The sequence below is a fragment of the Microvirga aerilata genome, from assembly GCF_016743775.1.
Lineage (GTDB): Bacteria > Pseudomonadota > Alphaproteobacteria > Rhizobiales > Beijerinckiaceae > Microvirga > Microvirga aerilata.
Genome location: NZ_JAEQMY010000025.1, coordinates 1 through 12,706 on the forward strand (window position 1 = coordinate 1; position 12,706 = coordinate 12,706).

Sequence of the window (12,706 nt, forward strand, 5' to 3'; positions counted from 1 at the left end):
CGGGACGCCAACGATGGAGTGGCGTCCCGCGGCGAAGCAAGTATCTGCTCCCAGACCGAATTCTGGCGAATGACGCCCCTTGGCAAAAGGCTGAAGTAGGCGGAATGTCCGTAAGAGCGGGAAGCAGCAGACATTCCCAAGGTACGCGCGATTTCCTTAAGTGACCCGTCCCGGAACTTCCACCGACGCGGGCCCAACGATCGTCACAGGCCAGCATTTCGCTATCGGGTGGGAGCCGTTGCACAAGTACCTTGTCCAGCCGCGAGCGCAAGCCATGCCCTGACCGCGGCCACGGATCCGGCATGTCGCGGCTTGCGGGGAGAAACGATGTAGAAATCCGATCCGACCCGCAGTTCCGTGGCGAACAGGCGGACAAGGCGTCCAGAGGCGAGATCGTCCTCGACGAAGAAGAGGCTTGTAAGCGCCAATCCCTGACCGGCGATTGCCGCCTCGATGGCCAGCGATGTCTGGTTGAAGCGGATGTTCTTGGTAGGAGCCAGTGCGCCTTGCGGGAACGCCCGGTCGAGGAACTGCGGCCAGAAATTATGGGCGTCGTGGAGGAGGGGGTAGCGCATGAGATCTATGCCTTCTTCCAGTCGTCCCAGCTTCTCGATCAGGAGCGGGCTCCCGACGGCCACCACCACCTGCTCGAAGAGGAGATCAGCGTTCAGCCCCGGCCCGAAGGGCGGCCGGCCGTAGCGGACAGCCAGGTCCACGGCATCGGTCTGGAAGTTGAAGATCCGGTCGCTCGCCACGATCCTGAGATCGATGTTGGGATGGGACGCGGTGAGGTCGGGGAGGCGCGGGATCAGCCATTTCGAAGCAAAGGTCGGCGTGACGCTGATCGTCAGGTGCTGTGGCTCCGGTCTGAGCATCTCGGTGGCTTCAGAGATCAGCTCGAAGGCGCGGCGGATGTTGGCGACATAGCTTCGGCCGGCCTCTGTGAGGGCCAGGGTGCGGGGATGCCGCTCAAAGAGCTTCAGCCCAAGCTCCGCCTCCAGGCCCCGCACCTGCTGGGCGACTGCGCCTTGGGTGACGCCGAGTTCCTCGGCGGCAAGCCGGAAGTTCAGGTGCCGCGTGACGACCTCGAATACACGAAGGGCGTTGAGGGAGGGAAGGCGCCGGATGCTGTCTGCCATGCGATAGATTTTCTACTGTAAGATGCGAGCAAAACTGGTTCGTGCGGACGGCTCGTCCCTGATATCACCGTTAGGTAGCAGCATGAAGGTAGCTGGATCCGCTGCCCCAACGGAAAATGGAGAGCGGAATGTCAGTAGAAAAAGTATCACTCATCACCGCGGGCGGCATGGGCGCAGCCGCAGCCCGCAGGCTTGCGGCCGACGGGTTCAAGGTCGCGGTTCTGTCCTCCTCCGGCAAGGGTGAGGCCTTGGCCCAGGAGCTCGGCGGACTCGGCGTGACGGGTTCCAACCAGTCCAACGACGACCTGAAGCGGCTCGTAGATCAAGCCATGGAGAGGTGGGGCCGGATCGACGTGCTGGTCAACAGCGCGGGTCACGGTCCTCGTGCGCCCATTCCCGAGATTACCGACGAGCAGTGGCATAAGGGCATCGACATCTACTTCCTCAACGTGGTCCGCCCGACACGCCTCGTGGCCCCGATCATGGTGCAGCAGAAAGCGGGCTCCATCATCAACATCTCGACCGCCTGGGCCTTCGAGCCGAGTGCCATGTTCCCGACCTCCGCCGTCGCCCGAGCTGGCTTGGCATCCTTCACGAAGATCTTCGCCGACCAGTATGCGGCGGACAACGTCCGGATGAACAACGTGCTGCCGGGCTGGATCGATAGCCTGCCGGCCACCGAGGAGCGCCGCGACGGTGTGCCGATGAAGCGCTACGTCACCAGCGAGGAAGTCGCCGCGACCATTGCGTTCCTGGCCTCGGAGGAGGCGGGCTACATCACGGGACAGAACATTCGCGTCGACGGGGGCGTGACGCGGGCAGTATGACCCGATGAGGAAGTAGGATCCAGTTGTACCTGCACGGTACTGGCAGGCGGGTTCCGCAGAGGGGGGATTCCCATGACCGCGAGCGTCCATCAGGAACTTTGGCAGAGCCTGGGGGCCGCGACACAGTCGCGGTCCCCCTTCACGACGATGCAGTTGGCCACCATTGGCATGGATGGCGCTCCGAGGGTTCGCACCGTCGTCCTGCGACAGGCGGATGAGGTGCGGTCCACCGTTTCCTTCGTGACCGATCTCCGGTCGCCGAAGATCGCCGAGATCCGGCGCGAACCGCGGGTCTCGCTCGTAGGCTACGATCCGCAAGCAGGGATCCAGGTCAGGCTGGAGGGCCGGGCGGTCATTCTCGACCAGCCGGAGGACAAGAAGTCCATCTGGGACAGGTGCCGGCCTCACACGCTCGCGCTGTTCCAGACCCCGGACGCCCCCGGGACCGAAATCGCTTCACCGCGCGCAGTGAGCGGCACAGTGGAACACTGCGACGGGACTGAGCAGGCCTTCCGCAATTTCTGTGTGGTGACGGTCGAACTCCAACGTTTGGAGTGGCTCGACCTTTCCCCGGAAGGACATCAGCGCTGTTTCTTCCGGCAGACGGCTGGGTCATGGGTCGGCACCTGGATAGCACCATAGTACCCACTTCCTAACCTTGGGCCGTGCAGGCGCTTCATGAGGAGACTCCTGCGAATGAGGGAGGCAGTCTTCCCGTGGGGGACAGCCCCTCCACCCGCAAGTACCCTCGACCGGTGGCAGCCATTTCCAGCGGGGTGATCTGATGCGAACTCGTCGAATGGCGCTCACGCCGGAGCACGTGGCTCAAGTCCATCGCGATCTGGAGGATCCCGGCCCGGACCCGACATGGACCTACCACACCGACGAAGACTACGACGCCCTCGTGCAGGATCTCGTCGCCTCGCATCCCGGCGGCCCCAGCATGTGGCTGTTCGCCTACGGCTCCCTGATCTGGAAGCCAGAGTTGGACTATCTGGAGGCGCGACGGGGCACAGCCCGGGGGTGGCACCGTTCATTCTGCTTCCGGATCGAGCGGTTCCGAGGCACAAGGGAACAGCCCGGTCTGATGATGTCGCTTGACCGTGGTGGCCAGTGCCAGGGCGTCGCATTCAGGCTGCCGCCGGACGATCTGGAAGGGCAACTGCACAAGCTGGTCCGGCGCGAGATCACTGTGAAGCCGCCCAACAACATCCCACGCTGGATCACCGTGGAGACGGATCAGGGATCCCTGCACGCCATTGCCTTCGTGATGAATCGGCCGTCCCGCTTCTACATGGGCAAGCTGCCGCCGGGGCAGGTGGCGGATATCCTGGCGAAGGCCTGTGGCCATTGGGGCTCCTGTGCGGAGTATCTCCACAACACGGTGGCGCATCTTGAGGAGCTTGGGATCCGTGACCGGAATCTCTGGCGCTTGCAAGGCATGGTCGCGGAGCGGATCAAAGCCGGAACGCTTTCCGCGGAAGCGGGCACACCGTTTCCTGCGCCATAGTAGATAATCGGAGAATCCTTCGCGAAATTGCACCCGTAAACCCGGAACGCCTTCTATTAGTACGCCTGAAACCTAAGTTTGAAGGCAGCAATCCTCATCGAACCGGACGTTCTGAAAACGCAGGGAATCTCGGATCCTGACCCCAAGCGGACGTTGCCCCTCTCAACGCAAAGAATGCGAGAAATTCATGGGTTCTAATCTTGCGTTAGGCCTTCTGGCAACCATCCCGAGTAGGTTCATCGGCTCTGGCCGCATGTCCTGCTGCTAATTCCCTCCGGCTATGCCCGACCGCAGCCCGACGAGATACCGGGCCACGGGCACTTTGTGCCGAAGCCCTACATAGGGGCCACTCTCGTGCAGCATATCGAAGAGATGATGCATATACCGCCGCCGTAAGCGTGGTGAAAAGGCCAGTCGGTCGGGGTGCGCCGTTCCCGACCGCTCGGCAGTTCAGGACGATGGTCAACTCCCCGAGCGCTGCTGACGCCGGAGTTCCCCGGCCAGGCAGTTGGCCCGTTCCTCCGCTTGGGCTGGCTGAACAAGAGGCTGGGTCTGGCGCCAGTCGGCGATCTCGCGGACCACCTTCGTCTTGATGGCTTGGGCAAACTGGTGCCTCTCCCGTACCGGGATCATGAAGGCTCCCGGCCCGCCGATCACGCAGTCGCGGAAGTACAGGTCCAGGTTGTCGATGTCCCACATGCCGTCAGGCCGCTTCAGCATGAGCGGCAGCCCGTTGATGGTGATCCCCTGCGCAACCGCCTCGTCCCGTGCCGCGGTCACGATGCGGCCCTGGTTGTTCGCGCCGTCCCCTGAGATGTCGATCACCTGCCTCACGGGCGTGACCCCGCTCACACGAAGCTGCCTGAGGCTGAAGTCGATGGCGCCCGAGATCGACGTGTAGCCGAAGCGCTGGATCGAGCTCCCAGCCAAGCGGGCCGCAAAGGCATGGCCGTCGGCCGGGTGCTCGATCACGGTCCAGGGGACCACCACCTCCTGGTACCCGGATCCAGCCCATTCCACGTACGTCACCGCAATGCGCCCCAGCATGCCCCGGCCGATGGCCTCGTGCACCTCGGGGGAGCGGAATGCGTCGACGAAGCCCTCCCGCTGGAGTTTCTGCTCGTCCGGCTCCATCGAGAGGGAGACGTCGACCGCCAGCACCAGCGCGAGATCCACCTCCGTCTCAGCACTTGCAGGGATCGTGGGGATGAAGGCTGCGGCCCAGCCAAGGACAACAAGCAGCAACGCGCGGACGGGGTAGAGCATGGCAGCCCTCCTGGCGATCAGCCGGAGGGTGAGGGCTAGAGCCAGCCCCTCCACTTGAACCAATGATAGGGCACCACCGCCGACAGGACCATCAGTGCCAAGGCAAAGACATAGCCGTAGCCCCAGGCCAGCTCTGGCATGTGCTCGAAGTTCATGCCGTAGATCGTGCCCACCAGGGTTGGCGGCAGGAACAGCACGGCGGCAATCGAGAACACCTTAATGATGCGGTTCTGGTCGAGGTTGATCAGGCCGAGCGTCGCCTCATGCAGGTACACGATCTCGGACGACAACTGCCCCTCGTAGGCCGAGAGCGAGCGCAGGTCCCGCTCGACCTGCTTCAGCCGGGCCGGGCTGCCGTTGGTCAGCCACTCCTCTGCCCCCTGCCGCACGTAAGGAATGAGCCGCGACATCGACAGCAGGCTCTCCCGCAGGATTGCCACTGTCATGTTCTTCCGCCCGAGCCGCTTGATCAGCACCTGGAGCTCGTCCTCGACCCGCTTGGCCTTGCGCCGCTTCAGGCCGTGATCCTCGATGAAGAGCCGGGTCGAGACCTCGTTTAGGTCGGCGGCCACCATCTCGAGCACGTCGGCGGCGCGCTCGACGATGCTCTCCAGGAGCGAGGCCAGAAGGCTGTCGCTGGTGGTGTGGGCTTCAGGCTGGCGCTGGCACTTGGCCATGAACGTGCGGAAGGGCACCGGGTCAGCATAGCGCACCGAGACCAAGTGGGTCTTTGTCAGCACGAAGGTGACCTGAGTGCGGGAGGGCCGGCCCTCGGCCACGCCGTTGATGATCACGGCCGTCATCACCAGGGCGCCGTGCTCCTGGTAGAGGCGGGCTGATTCCTCGATCTCCGCCATCTCCTGTCGGGTCGGCACCTGGAGCCCGAGCAGCGCCTCGACGGCCATCTCCTCCGCGTGCGTGGGATCGTAGAGGTCGATCCATAGCACGTCGGATGGCGCAGGAGGTGTCGTGCCATCCTGCGCTAGGCGCGCGAGACGGCCCTGGCGCAGGCCGTGAAAGTTCATCATCGGTGATCCTCAGGCAGGAACGGCTAGCCGCGCGTGGGCTTCGGCGGCGTGGTGTGGTGGACGAGGTTGTCAGGGGATGCCGCCGCGGCCGGCGGGCCAAAGGCCACGATCGCAGCATGCAAGCCGACGACGGGCGCGAACACGAGCCCGAGCAGGAGGACCAGCATCAGCGTCACGCCGGAGTCGCCGGAAGACACGTGCTCGGTGCGCACACGGGTGCGGAGTTGGCACAGGTTCAGAAGGGTCATGGCTCACCTCGGTTCCGACCAGCCGTCGCAGGCCGGTCGCGGGTGAGCCGATCAAGCGATCAGGCGTGCGCGCAGGCCGGCAACGGCGTGGTCAATCGACTGGGACTGTCGCTTGGCATGGGGTTCAGGGTTCCTGTGGGTCCGCAACCTGGCAAAGCAGGGTGCGAATGGAAAAGGCAGATGCGCCTGTTACAGTTCCCGGTCAAGCCGAAAGTGGCGCCCTTCACAGGTGGGGCTGGAGGAGTAGGACAGATTAGCCTGTGAGCTCGATGCGCACGGTCTGCACGCCCTCGGCCACCCTGACCTCCAGGATCTTCGGTTCCGGCTTGGCCTTGATGACGCTCAGGTTCCCGCTGCGCTCCAGGCGAGCCTCGTCCACCTGCTTGAGATCGGATACGCTCTTGCCGCGCAGGTCCTCCCACAGGTCGTGCTCGGTCATGTGGACCCGGCGCATCATCTCCTGGTCCACCTTGCCATCCCGCACCAGGAGTTCGGGCTTGCCCTTGATCGCTCGTCCGAAGCCGTGCCAGTGCAGGGCAATGCCCGAGAACAGCCAATGCATGGCCATCAGCACGGCGGATGCCACAAGTGCAGGGAAGAAAGGCGCATTGCCGGTGATGGCGCGGCTGACGATGGAGCCCAGCATGATTCCGAGGATCACGTCAAAGGCGGTGGTGCGGCCCATGAAGCGCTTCTTGCCGAGCCGGACGATGGCCACCGTGACCACGTACACGATGACAGCCCGCAGGCACATTCGGAGAAGGTCAATGTCCCGGCTCTCCAGCCCGAGACCAAGTACCCGGTCCGCCAAGCCCATGAACTCCTCCATACGACGATCTCCTGCCGAGCCTCAGAATGGGCCAACGCGAAGCATGCCGTTAGGTTCGTGGTGGGGCGGCACCCGGAACGGATGCAGCTTGAGAGATGGCTGGTCGTCGATCAGTGCTGCTTGTCCGCGCCCGCATCGGAGTCCCGGTCGCCGATGGCGTTCGTCACGGCATCGGCCAGCCCTCTGGCTGCCTCCGGGACCTTCCTGGCGGCCTCCGCGGCGGCATCAGGCATCCGCCGCAGCGTACGCGGCAGTTCCCGCAGCGAGGAAACGGTCGCGCCGCGGTTGCGCGGAAGAAGGCTGTAGAGAACGAAACCCGCGAGCGCGATGCTGCCGCCGATGACCAGAGGGTGGGTAGCGGCCGTCCTGAGGGCGCCCGATCTCAACTGCCGGAAGGCGTACACCGGCCCCGATGCATGCAGCAGGCTCTCCACATGTTCCAGGTTCCTCCCGCTCGTATGGATGGCCAGGTCACAGGAGCCGTCGGTGTTCCGGTAGATCTCAATGCTGTTGCGGGCAAAGCCGTTGTCCGTCAAACGACCCTTGATCGCCTCGGCGGCCTCGTGGGACGGGAATTGTGCCCACACGACAGTGGTGTTCTGCGCCATCGGAACCTCCTCTTTGCGGTAGGTAATCCGTCCCGGTGAGCGAGATTCCAAGGTGGCAGCTAGGACCCTGTTTGGTGCGTTCAGCAGACTGCCGCGCGGACGATCCTTCCGCCGGACAGGCGGGGCCTAGCCCCGCCGCCCTGATCAACGACGGGTCGTGGTCGTGTCGGTCGTGTTCCGATTGCGCCGCCCCAGGAGGCCGGCCAACCCGAGCAGGCCGATCCAGCCGCAGTCGGTGCCATCATCGTTCTGCGTGGTATTAACTCCACCGCCCGGGGCTGTGGTTCCTTGAGCGAGGACGAGGCTGGGACTGGCAGCGAGAAGCGCCAGGGCGAGGGTGGAGACACGCAGCAAGCCGATGTTTATGGAATTCCTCCGGGGTTATGGAGCCTGAGACAGCCCGTCGCACCTGAGCGGCAGGCCCATGAGAACCCAATCCCAACGGAGATGTTCCGCAAGCCGAGCCTCGGCCGGCTGTGCGCTCCGCTGCTGTCGCCATTAGCTTCTAGGCAATTCGGGCGATCTTGTTGCCAGTGCCATGGCGGCCAGCTTTGGTGGCTTGCGTTTGAGCAGTTCCACATCCGGAAAGATTTCGCCCAAGTGATCGCCACCGCATACGGCCAGCGAAACGCGGCTACATTGTAGCTTGACGGTTATTCCGGGAGTTCCAGATAGCTGAGATCGAACCCCGCAATACTATCGTGCCTCTCCCTGAAGCGCTTGCTTGATCTAGCTTTAGGCTCATGAGCGCCCCAAGAAGGGCCATATGGGTGGAAGGCTTCTTCACCCAGACAGCGTCCATAAACTCTCGAAGCTCCTGTTTGTCCTGCCAATGGCTGGACCAGAGAAGCCTACGCCGCGCCGCGCGAGTTCCTCCGCCTGAGCCTTACAGGTGCCATCCTTTAGGCGGGTATCAAGGATAGCAAGATCCGGCGTTTCATTCTCAAGCCAGACCATTGCACCCGCACCGGTGTCAAACGGTCCTGCGACAGTGTAGTCAGCCTCCTCCATATCGTCCTGTAGGCTCATCGCGACGATAGCGTCGTCCTCCACAAGGAGAACACGGCAAGGACTTTGGGAATGTTCTGGCATGAGAGCAATCCTGGCGCTGGCTGAAGTGTCCGGGCGGGACGACCGTCAAAGCGCCAAGGGACCGGTCAGGGAGCGTTTCCCCAGACGGCAAGCCTTTCCGTAACATGTTCTGACAGGAACCCCTAACGACCACTACACCATACCGTGCCGTCGGCGGACCCGGGCGGGGTGCGGGTACGTTCGCTCATCCCAATTGTGCGAACCCGTCTATCGAGGGATGCTACACAAAGGGCGCATCGATGGTACACACGACACCCGTCGGCTCGAACCGAATGCGCGCCTCACCGCTGAGATCCTGGGCGAGGCTCCGCTCAATGAGCCGGGTTCCGAACCCGCGGCGGGTGGGCACCTGAACGGGAGGACCGCCGCTCTCCTCCCAGATCAGATGAAGACGCGGCGGAGTGACCTGCCGGTCGATGGACCAGCAAACGTCCAACTTACCCTCAGCATTCGAGAGCGCTCCATACTTGACCGCGTTGGTCGCAAGCTCCTGAAGCGCCATGGCCAGCGCCAGCGCTATCTGGGGAGACAACCGAACCTTGGGTCCGCTCCAGTGCAGGCGCCTCTCGCCATAAGCCTTATAGGGCTCAAGCGCCTGAGCCACGATCTCGCGGATCTCCGCCCCCTCCCAGTTCTCGCGGGTGAGCACGTCATGGGTGCGCGACAGCGCGAAGATCCGGCTCTCGAAAGCCTCCCGGGCCGCCTCGGTGGTCGGGGCATTGCGCAGGGTCTGACTGGCAATGGACTGCACGGTCGCCAGGGTGTTCTTCACCCGGTGGTTCAGCTCATTGATGAGGAGCCTGTGGTGCTGTTCGGCCACCCTCACGTCCGTGATGTCGATCCCGCACGCCGTGTAGCCGAGGAACTGTTCTGTATCGTCGAAACGCGCCACGCCCTCGGTTCGGATCCACCGCACCTGACCGTCCTTGTCCAGGATACGCACCTCCGCCTTGAAGGGCTGCCTGGCGCGGAATGCTTCGAGAAAAGCCATCTTGAAAGCCTGTACGTCATCAGGATGGACGACCTGCTTCCAGCCGACTCCGAGCATGTCGGAGACGGGACGCCAGAACATATGGCCGAAGTGCTTGTTGGCGAAGGTGAGGTGCCCGGTCTGGTCGGTCATCCAGATCAGGGCCGGCGCGCTGTCGGCCATGTGCCGGAAATGCGCCTCGCTCGCCCGCAGAGCCACTTCGGCCAGCTTGGCCTCGGTGATGTCCTGGAGCAGGGTCACAGCTCCCGTGACCTCACCCGCGCCGTCCCGAAGCGGGATTGCGCCCACACGAACCCACTCTTCGGTTCCATTATCCCGCCGGTGGAGAAACTCGACCCCCGGCAGCACGGTCTCGCCACGCAGGGCTCGCGCGCCGGGATACGCGGAGCGGCCCAGAGGCTGTCCGTCAGCAGCATAGGCGCGCCATCTCCCCTCAGGATCAGACACGGACGGGATGGCCTCGCTCACAAAACGCCGGAGCACCGGGTTGCCGACCAACACGCGGCCTTGCGGATCGAAGATCCCAACACCTAGCGGCAAGTGGTCCATCAGCGTGGAGAGCCGGGTCTCGCTCTCCCGCAGGGCTGTCTCCGCCTGAACCCGCTCGGTGATGTCGTAGAAGGCACCGATCACTCGCGACGGCTTGCCTGACGCGTCTCGGATGATCTCGCCCCGGCGAGCCATCCAGCGGATCTCGCCCGTATCGGGTCGAACGATGCGGTACTCAACGTAGCTGACTGCTTCCTCCAGCGGCTTGTCCGTCTGGGACAGTACGAGGTGCCGGTCCTCCGGGTGGATGACCTCAACGGCCATGCGAAGAGGTACCGGACCTTCCGCGGGCAGGCCCCACAGGCGCCGCATGACCTCTGAGACCCAGAGTTCCCCAGTGGCCAGGTTCCACTCATAGGTGCCGATACCGCCGGCTTCCTGGGCAATCCGAAGGCGAGCCTCGCTGTCACGCAGGGCCATCTCGGCACGCTTTCGGTCCGACATGTCGTAGGAGATGCCGACAATCCCGATGAGTTGGCCCTGCTCATTATAGACAGGAGCATCGGTCACGTGCCCTGGGAAGGTAGAGCCGTCGCGGCGACGTCCAGTGAACTCGCCCGACCATCCACCCCCTTGGATCAGGTGCGCCATGGTCTGCTGGGCCTTGGCAGGGTCAGACCCTGACGTGAGCTCAAGAACATGCCGCCCGAGCGCCTCGTCGGCTGGCCAGCCGTATAGCTGCTCGGCATAGCGGTTCCAAAATATGACCTTGCCCTCGAGGTCGGTGGCGATCACCGCCTGGTCGACAGCATCGAGAAGGCGGGCCTGGAACCGAATGCGCTCGTTGCCCACTTGGATGGCCTGCTCGGACCGAACTTGGGCTGTGACGTCATGGCCTTCGACGAAGATGCCGATGACCGCGCCAGCCTCATCGCAGATCGGTTCGTAGATGAAGTCGAGGATATGCTCGGTTGATGGCTGATCAGGGTTGTGCCGCAACTGAATGGGGATGCGGTGGGCGATGAAGCGCTCGCCCGAGGTGTAGACCTGATCCAGGAGTTCGTAGAAGCCTTGCCCCGCAAGGTCCGGGAACACCTCACGGGCGGTTCTGCCGAGGAACTCGCGCTGGCCGAAGAGGCGGGCATAGGCATCGTTGACGAATTCGAACTGGTGATCGGGTCCGCTCAGGATCGTGATGAACCCCGGGGCCTGTTGGAAAAGCCGCCGTTGCCGCTCGCTCTCGGCCGCAAGCTTGCGCCCGGCCAGCACCTGACCGGTGGTCTCGACACAGGGAGAGAAGATGCCCGTGACCTCGCCCGTGTCATCACGGACGGGTGTATAGGAAAATGCGAAGTGCGCCTCCTCCTTGTATCCTTTCCGCTCCATCATCAGCGTGATGTCGTCCATATGGACGGGCTTACCGGCCAGGGCGCGGTCCACGAGAGGAACGAGGTCGTCTCGGATCTCCGACCAGACGTCGAGGAAGGGCTGCCCTAGCGCCTGCGGGTGCTTGAGCCCCAAGATTTCGGCATAGCAGTCGTTGTAGAGGAGAGTGAGATCAGGTCCCCAGGCGATGAACATTGGCTGGCTGGAGCCAAGCATGACGCCCACGAGCGTGCAAAGGCTCTGGGGCCAAGCCTTGGGGGCTCCAAGTGGTGACGAGGCCCAGTCATACGCCCGCACGCATTGGCCCATGTCGCCCCCATCGAGGAGAAACACAGGAGTGGTGAGGTCAAGACTACCGTGCATCGCGCTTGCCCTGAGGAGGATGGGCATGCCTGCGCTCTTTCCGACGCTCCTGGTCCGCCAGCAGACGCAGGCCTGCCCTGACTACCTCGCTGGCAGTCCTGTAATCACCGGAGGCGATCTGCTCGTCAACAAAGGCGGCGAGTTCAGGGGTGACGGAGACATGAAGGGTGTTTCGGGCTGGCATGCTAGTCCGCAGGGTTCTGGCCAGGGAGGGTGTCGATATATGTCACTTAGCTATCAGGCCTAGTATCGCATGCCAATGCGCGAATATCGGGCACTTTTTGCCCTAAACCCGGTTGCCGGAGGCAGAGCCACTGAGGGAGGAGCAATAGCAAGGCGGATCAGCTCCCCAGAAAGCAAGTGTGCCTCGCATTGACATCTATTGGCGAAGCTTGCGAGTAATCCGCCTCCCGGTGCCACACCGAACGAGGAACGACGCCATGCCCGAGAATCCACGTGCATCTGGATCACGGCGCCGCGTTCTGCTTGTCGAGGATGAGGCCATGATCGCGATGTTGGTCGAGGACATGCTTGACGATCTCGGCCATGAGCTGGTGACAGTGGCGTCGCGCCTCGACGAGGCACTCGCGGCCGCCAAGACCGGAGCCATCGATGTGGCCATCCTCGACCTGAGCCTCGGTGGCGTGCTCACTTATCCGGTGGCCGACGTTCTCGCGCAGCGGGGAATACCGTTCGTATTCGCGACCGGTTACGGCAGCAGCGGCCTCAAGGAGGCCTATGCCGACCGGCCAGCGCTGCAAAAGCCGTTCGTCCAGCAGGCGTTGGGTGATGCAATCGCACTGGCCTGCGGAACGTAAGCCCTGAGGGACGCCAAGGCGGCTGCGGTGAGTAAACAGGGCTCGCCGTCTGGCGCACGGCCTCCCCGTGGCGTGAACGCTGGAGCAGACCCTGGCTCGTTGCCGTCTAAAG

The 12,706-nt window shown here is 63.5% G+C and carries 14 protein-coding genes; 4 read left to right on the top strand and 10 right to left on the bottom strand.

Going from position 1 to position 12,706, the window contains the following annotated elements:
• Positions 1-221: 221 nt before the first annotated feature.
• Positions 222-1,139 (bottom strand): transcriptional regulator GcvA, encoded by a 918-nt coding sequence (gcvA, locus tag JKG68_RS16765; protein ID WP_202061735.1) that lies wholly within the window; start codon positions 1,137-1,139, stop codon positions 222-224.
• A gap of 128 nt (positions 1,140-1,267) precedes the next feature.
• Here gcvA and JKG68_RS16770 point away from each other — a divergent pair, with 128 nt between their 5' ends.
• The 3 genes from JKG68_RS16770 (at position 1,268) to JKG68_RS16780 (ending at position 3,476) form a co-directional block, all read left to right on the top strand.
• Complete coding sequence (locus JKG68_RS16770; RefSeq protein ID WP_202061737.1) at positions 1,268-1,966, top strand: SDR family oxidoreductase; 699 nt, start codon at positions 1,268-1,270, stop codon at positions 1,964-1,966.
• Positions 1,967-2,038: 72 nt separating this feature from the next.
• The gene (locus JKG68_RS16775; protein WP_202061744.1) at positions 2,039-2,608 is read left to right on the top strand and encodes a pyridoxamine 5'-phosphate oxidase family protein; all 570 of its coding nucleotides are present in this window, start codon (positions 2,039-2,041) and stop codon (positions 2,606-2,608) included.
• A gap of 142 nt (positions 2,609-2,750) precedes the next feature.
• Positions 2,751-3,476, top strand: coding sequence for a gamma-glutamylcyclotransferase (locus tag JKG68_RS16780; protein WP_202061751.1), 726 nt, complete (start codon positions 2,751-2,753; stop codon positions 3,474-3,476).
• Positions 3,477-3,938: 462 nt separating this feature from the next.
• On the opposite strand, the gene JKG68_RS16785 is transcribed toward JKG68_RS16780, so the two are convergent.
• The 9 genes from JKG68_RS16785 to JKG68_RS16825 form a co-directional block, all read right to left on the bottom strand.
• Positions 3,939-4,742 carry a DUF1194 domain-containing protein gene (locus JKG68_RS16785; RefSeq protein ID WP_202061752.1) on the bottom strand — a complete coding sequence of 268 codons (804 nt, stop codon included), beginning with the start codon at positions 4,740-4,742 and terminating at the stop codon, positions 3,939-3,941.
• A gap of 35 nt (positions 4,743-4,777) precedes the next feature.
• Positions 4,778-5,770 carry a magnesium transporter CorA family protein gene (locus JKG68_RS16790; RefSeq protein WP_202061754.1) on the bottom strand — a complete coding sequence of 331 codons (993 nt, stop codon included), beginning with the start codon at positions 5,768-5,770 and terminating at the stop codon, positions 4,778-4,780.
• 23 nt (positions 5,771-5,793) lie between these two features.
• Entirely contained in the window at positions 5,794-6,018 is a 225-nt protein-coding gene (locus JKG68_RS16795; protein WP_202061755.1) for a hypothetical protein, read from the bottom strand.
• Between the two features lie 253 nt (positions 6,019-6,271).
• The gene (locus JKG68_RS16800) at positions 6,272-6,847 is read right to left on the bottom strand and encodes a DUF421 domain-containing protein (RefSeq protein ID WP_202061757.1); all 576 of its coding nucleotides are present in this window, start codon (positions 6,845-6,847) and stop codon (positions 6,272-6,274) included.
• Positions 6,848-6,957: 110 nt separating this feature from the next.
• Positions 6,958-7,455: a hypothetical protein gene (locus tag JKG68_RS16805; protein ID WP_202061759.1), complete on the bottom strand. Its 498-nt coding sequence runs from the start codon at positions 7,453-7,455 to the stop codon at positions 6,958-6,960.
• Positions 7,456-7,599: 144 nt separating this feature from the next.
• Positions 7,600-7,809 carry a WGxxGxxG family protein gene (locus tag JKG68_RS16810; RefSeq protein WP_210346359.1) on the bottom strand — a complete coding sequence of 70 codons (210 nt, stop codon included), beginning with the start codon at positions 7,807-7,809 and terminating at the stop codon, positions 7,600-7,602.
• A 429-nt stretch (positions 7,810-8,238) separates the two neighbouring features.
• The gene (locus tag JKG68_RS16815) at positions 8,239-8,547 is read right to left on the bottom strand and encodes a response regulator (protein WP_202061770.1); all 309 of its coding nucleotides are present in this window, start codon (positions 8,545-8,547) and stop codon (positions 8,239-8,241) included.
• Positions 8,548-8,767: 220 nt separating this feature from the next.
• Positions 8,768-11,803: a PAS domain S-box protein gene (locus JKG68_RS16820; protein WP_202061772.1), complete on the bottom strand. Its 3,036-nt coding sequence runs from the start codon at positions 11,801-11,803 to the stop codon at positions 8,768-8,770.
• Positions 11,766-11,960 (bottom strand): type II toxin-antitoxin system ParD family antitoxin, encoded by a 195-nt coding sequence (locus JKG68_RS16825; RefSeq protein WP_202061774.1) that lies wholly within the window; start codon positions 11,958-11,960, stop codon positions 11,766-11,768. The genes JKG68_RS16820 and JKG68_RS16825 overlap by 38 nt, the downstream gene beginning before the upstream one ends.
• A 256-nt stretch (positions 11,961-12,216) precedes the next feature.
• On the opposite strand from JKG68_RS16825, the gene JKG68_RS16830 reads away from it, so the two are divergent.
• On the top strand, positions 12,217-12,594 hold the full coding sequence (locus JKG68_RS16830) for a response regulator (RefSeq protein WP_202061776.1): 378 nt from the start codon (positions 12,217-12,219) through the stop codon (positions 12,592-12,594).
• The last annotated feature ends 112 nt before the right edge of the window (positions 12,595-12,706 follow it).

Coding starts and splice junctions, on each gene's coding strand:
- gcvA (WP_202061735.1), bottom strand. CDS start 1,139: ATGGCAGACAGCATCCGGCGCCTTCCCTCCCTCAACGCCCTTCGTGTA.
- JKG68_RS16770 (WP_202061737.1), top strand. CDS start 1,268: ATGTCAGTAGAAAAAGTATCACTCATCACCGCGGGCGGCATGGGCGCA.
- JKG68_RS16775 (WP_202061744.1), top strand. CDS start 2,039: ATGACCGCGAGCGTCCATCAGGAACTTTGGCAGAGCCTGGGGGCCGCG.
- JKG68_RS16780 (WP_202061751.1), top strand. CDS start 2,751: ATGCGAACTCGTCGAATGGCGCTCACGCCGGAGCACGTGGCTCAAGTC.
- JKG68_RS16785 (WP_202061752.1), bottom strand. CDS start 4,742: ATGCTCTACCCCGTCCGCGCGTTGCTGCTTGTTGTCCTTGGCTGGGCC.
- JKG68_RS16790 (WP_202061754.1), bottom strand. CDS start 5,770: ATGATGAACTTTCACGGCCTGCGCCAGGGCCGTCTCGCGCGCCTAGCG.
- JKG68_RS16795 (WP_202061755.1), bottom strand. CDS start 6,018: ATGACCCTTCTGAACCTGTGCCAACTCCGCACCCGTGTGCGCACCGAG.
- JKG68_RS16800 (WP_202061757.1), bottom strand. CDS start 6,847: ATGGAGGAGTTCATGGGCTTGGCGGACCGGGTACTTGGTCTCGGGCTG.
- JKG68_RS16805 (WP_202061759.1), bottom strand. CDS start 7,455: ATGGCGCAGAACACCACTGTCGTGTGGGCACAATTCCCGTCCCACGAG.
- JKG68_RS16815 (WP_202061770.1), bottom strand. CDS start 8,547: ATGCCAGAACATTCCCAAAGTCCTTGCCGTGTTCTCCTTGTGGAGGAC.
- JKG68_RS16820 (WP_202061772.1), bottom strand. CDS start 11,803: ATGCCCATCCTCCTCAGGGCAAGCGCGATGCACGGTAGTCTTGACCTC.
- JKG68_RS16825 (WP_202061774.1), bottom strand. CDS start 11,960: ATGCCAGCCCGAAACACCCTTCATGTCTCCGTCACCCCTGAACTCGCC.
- JKG68_RS16830 (WP_202061776.1), top strand. CDS start 12,217: ATGCCCGAGAATCCACGTGCATCTGGATCACGGCGCCGCGTTCTGCTT.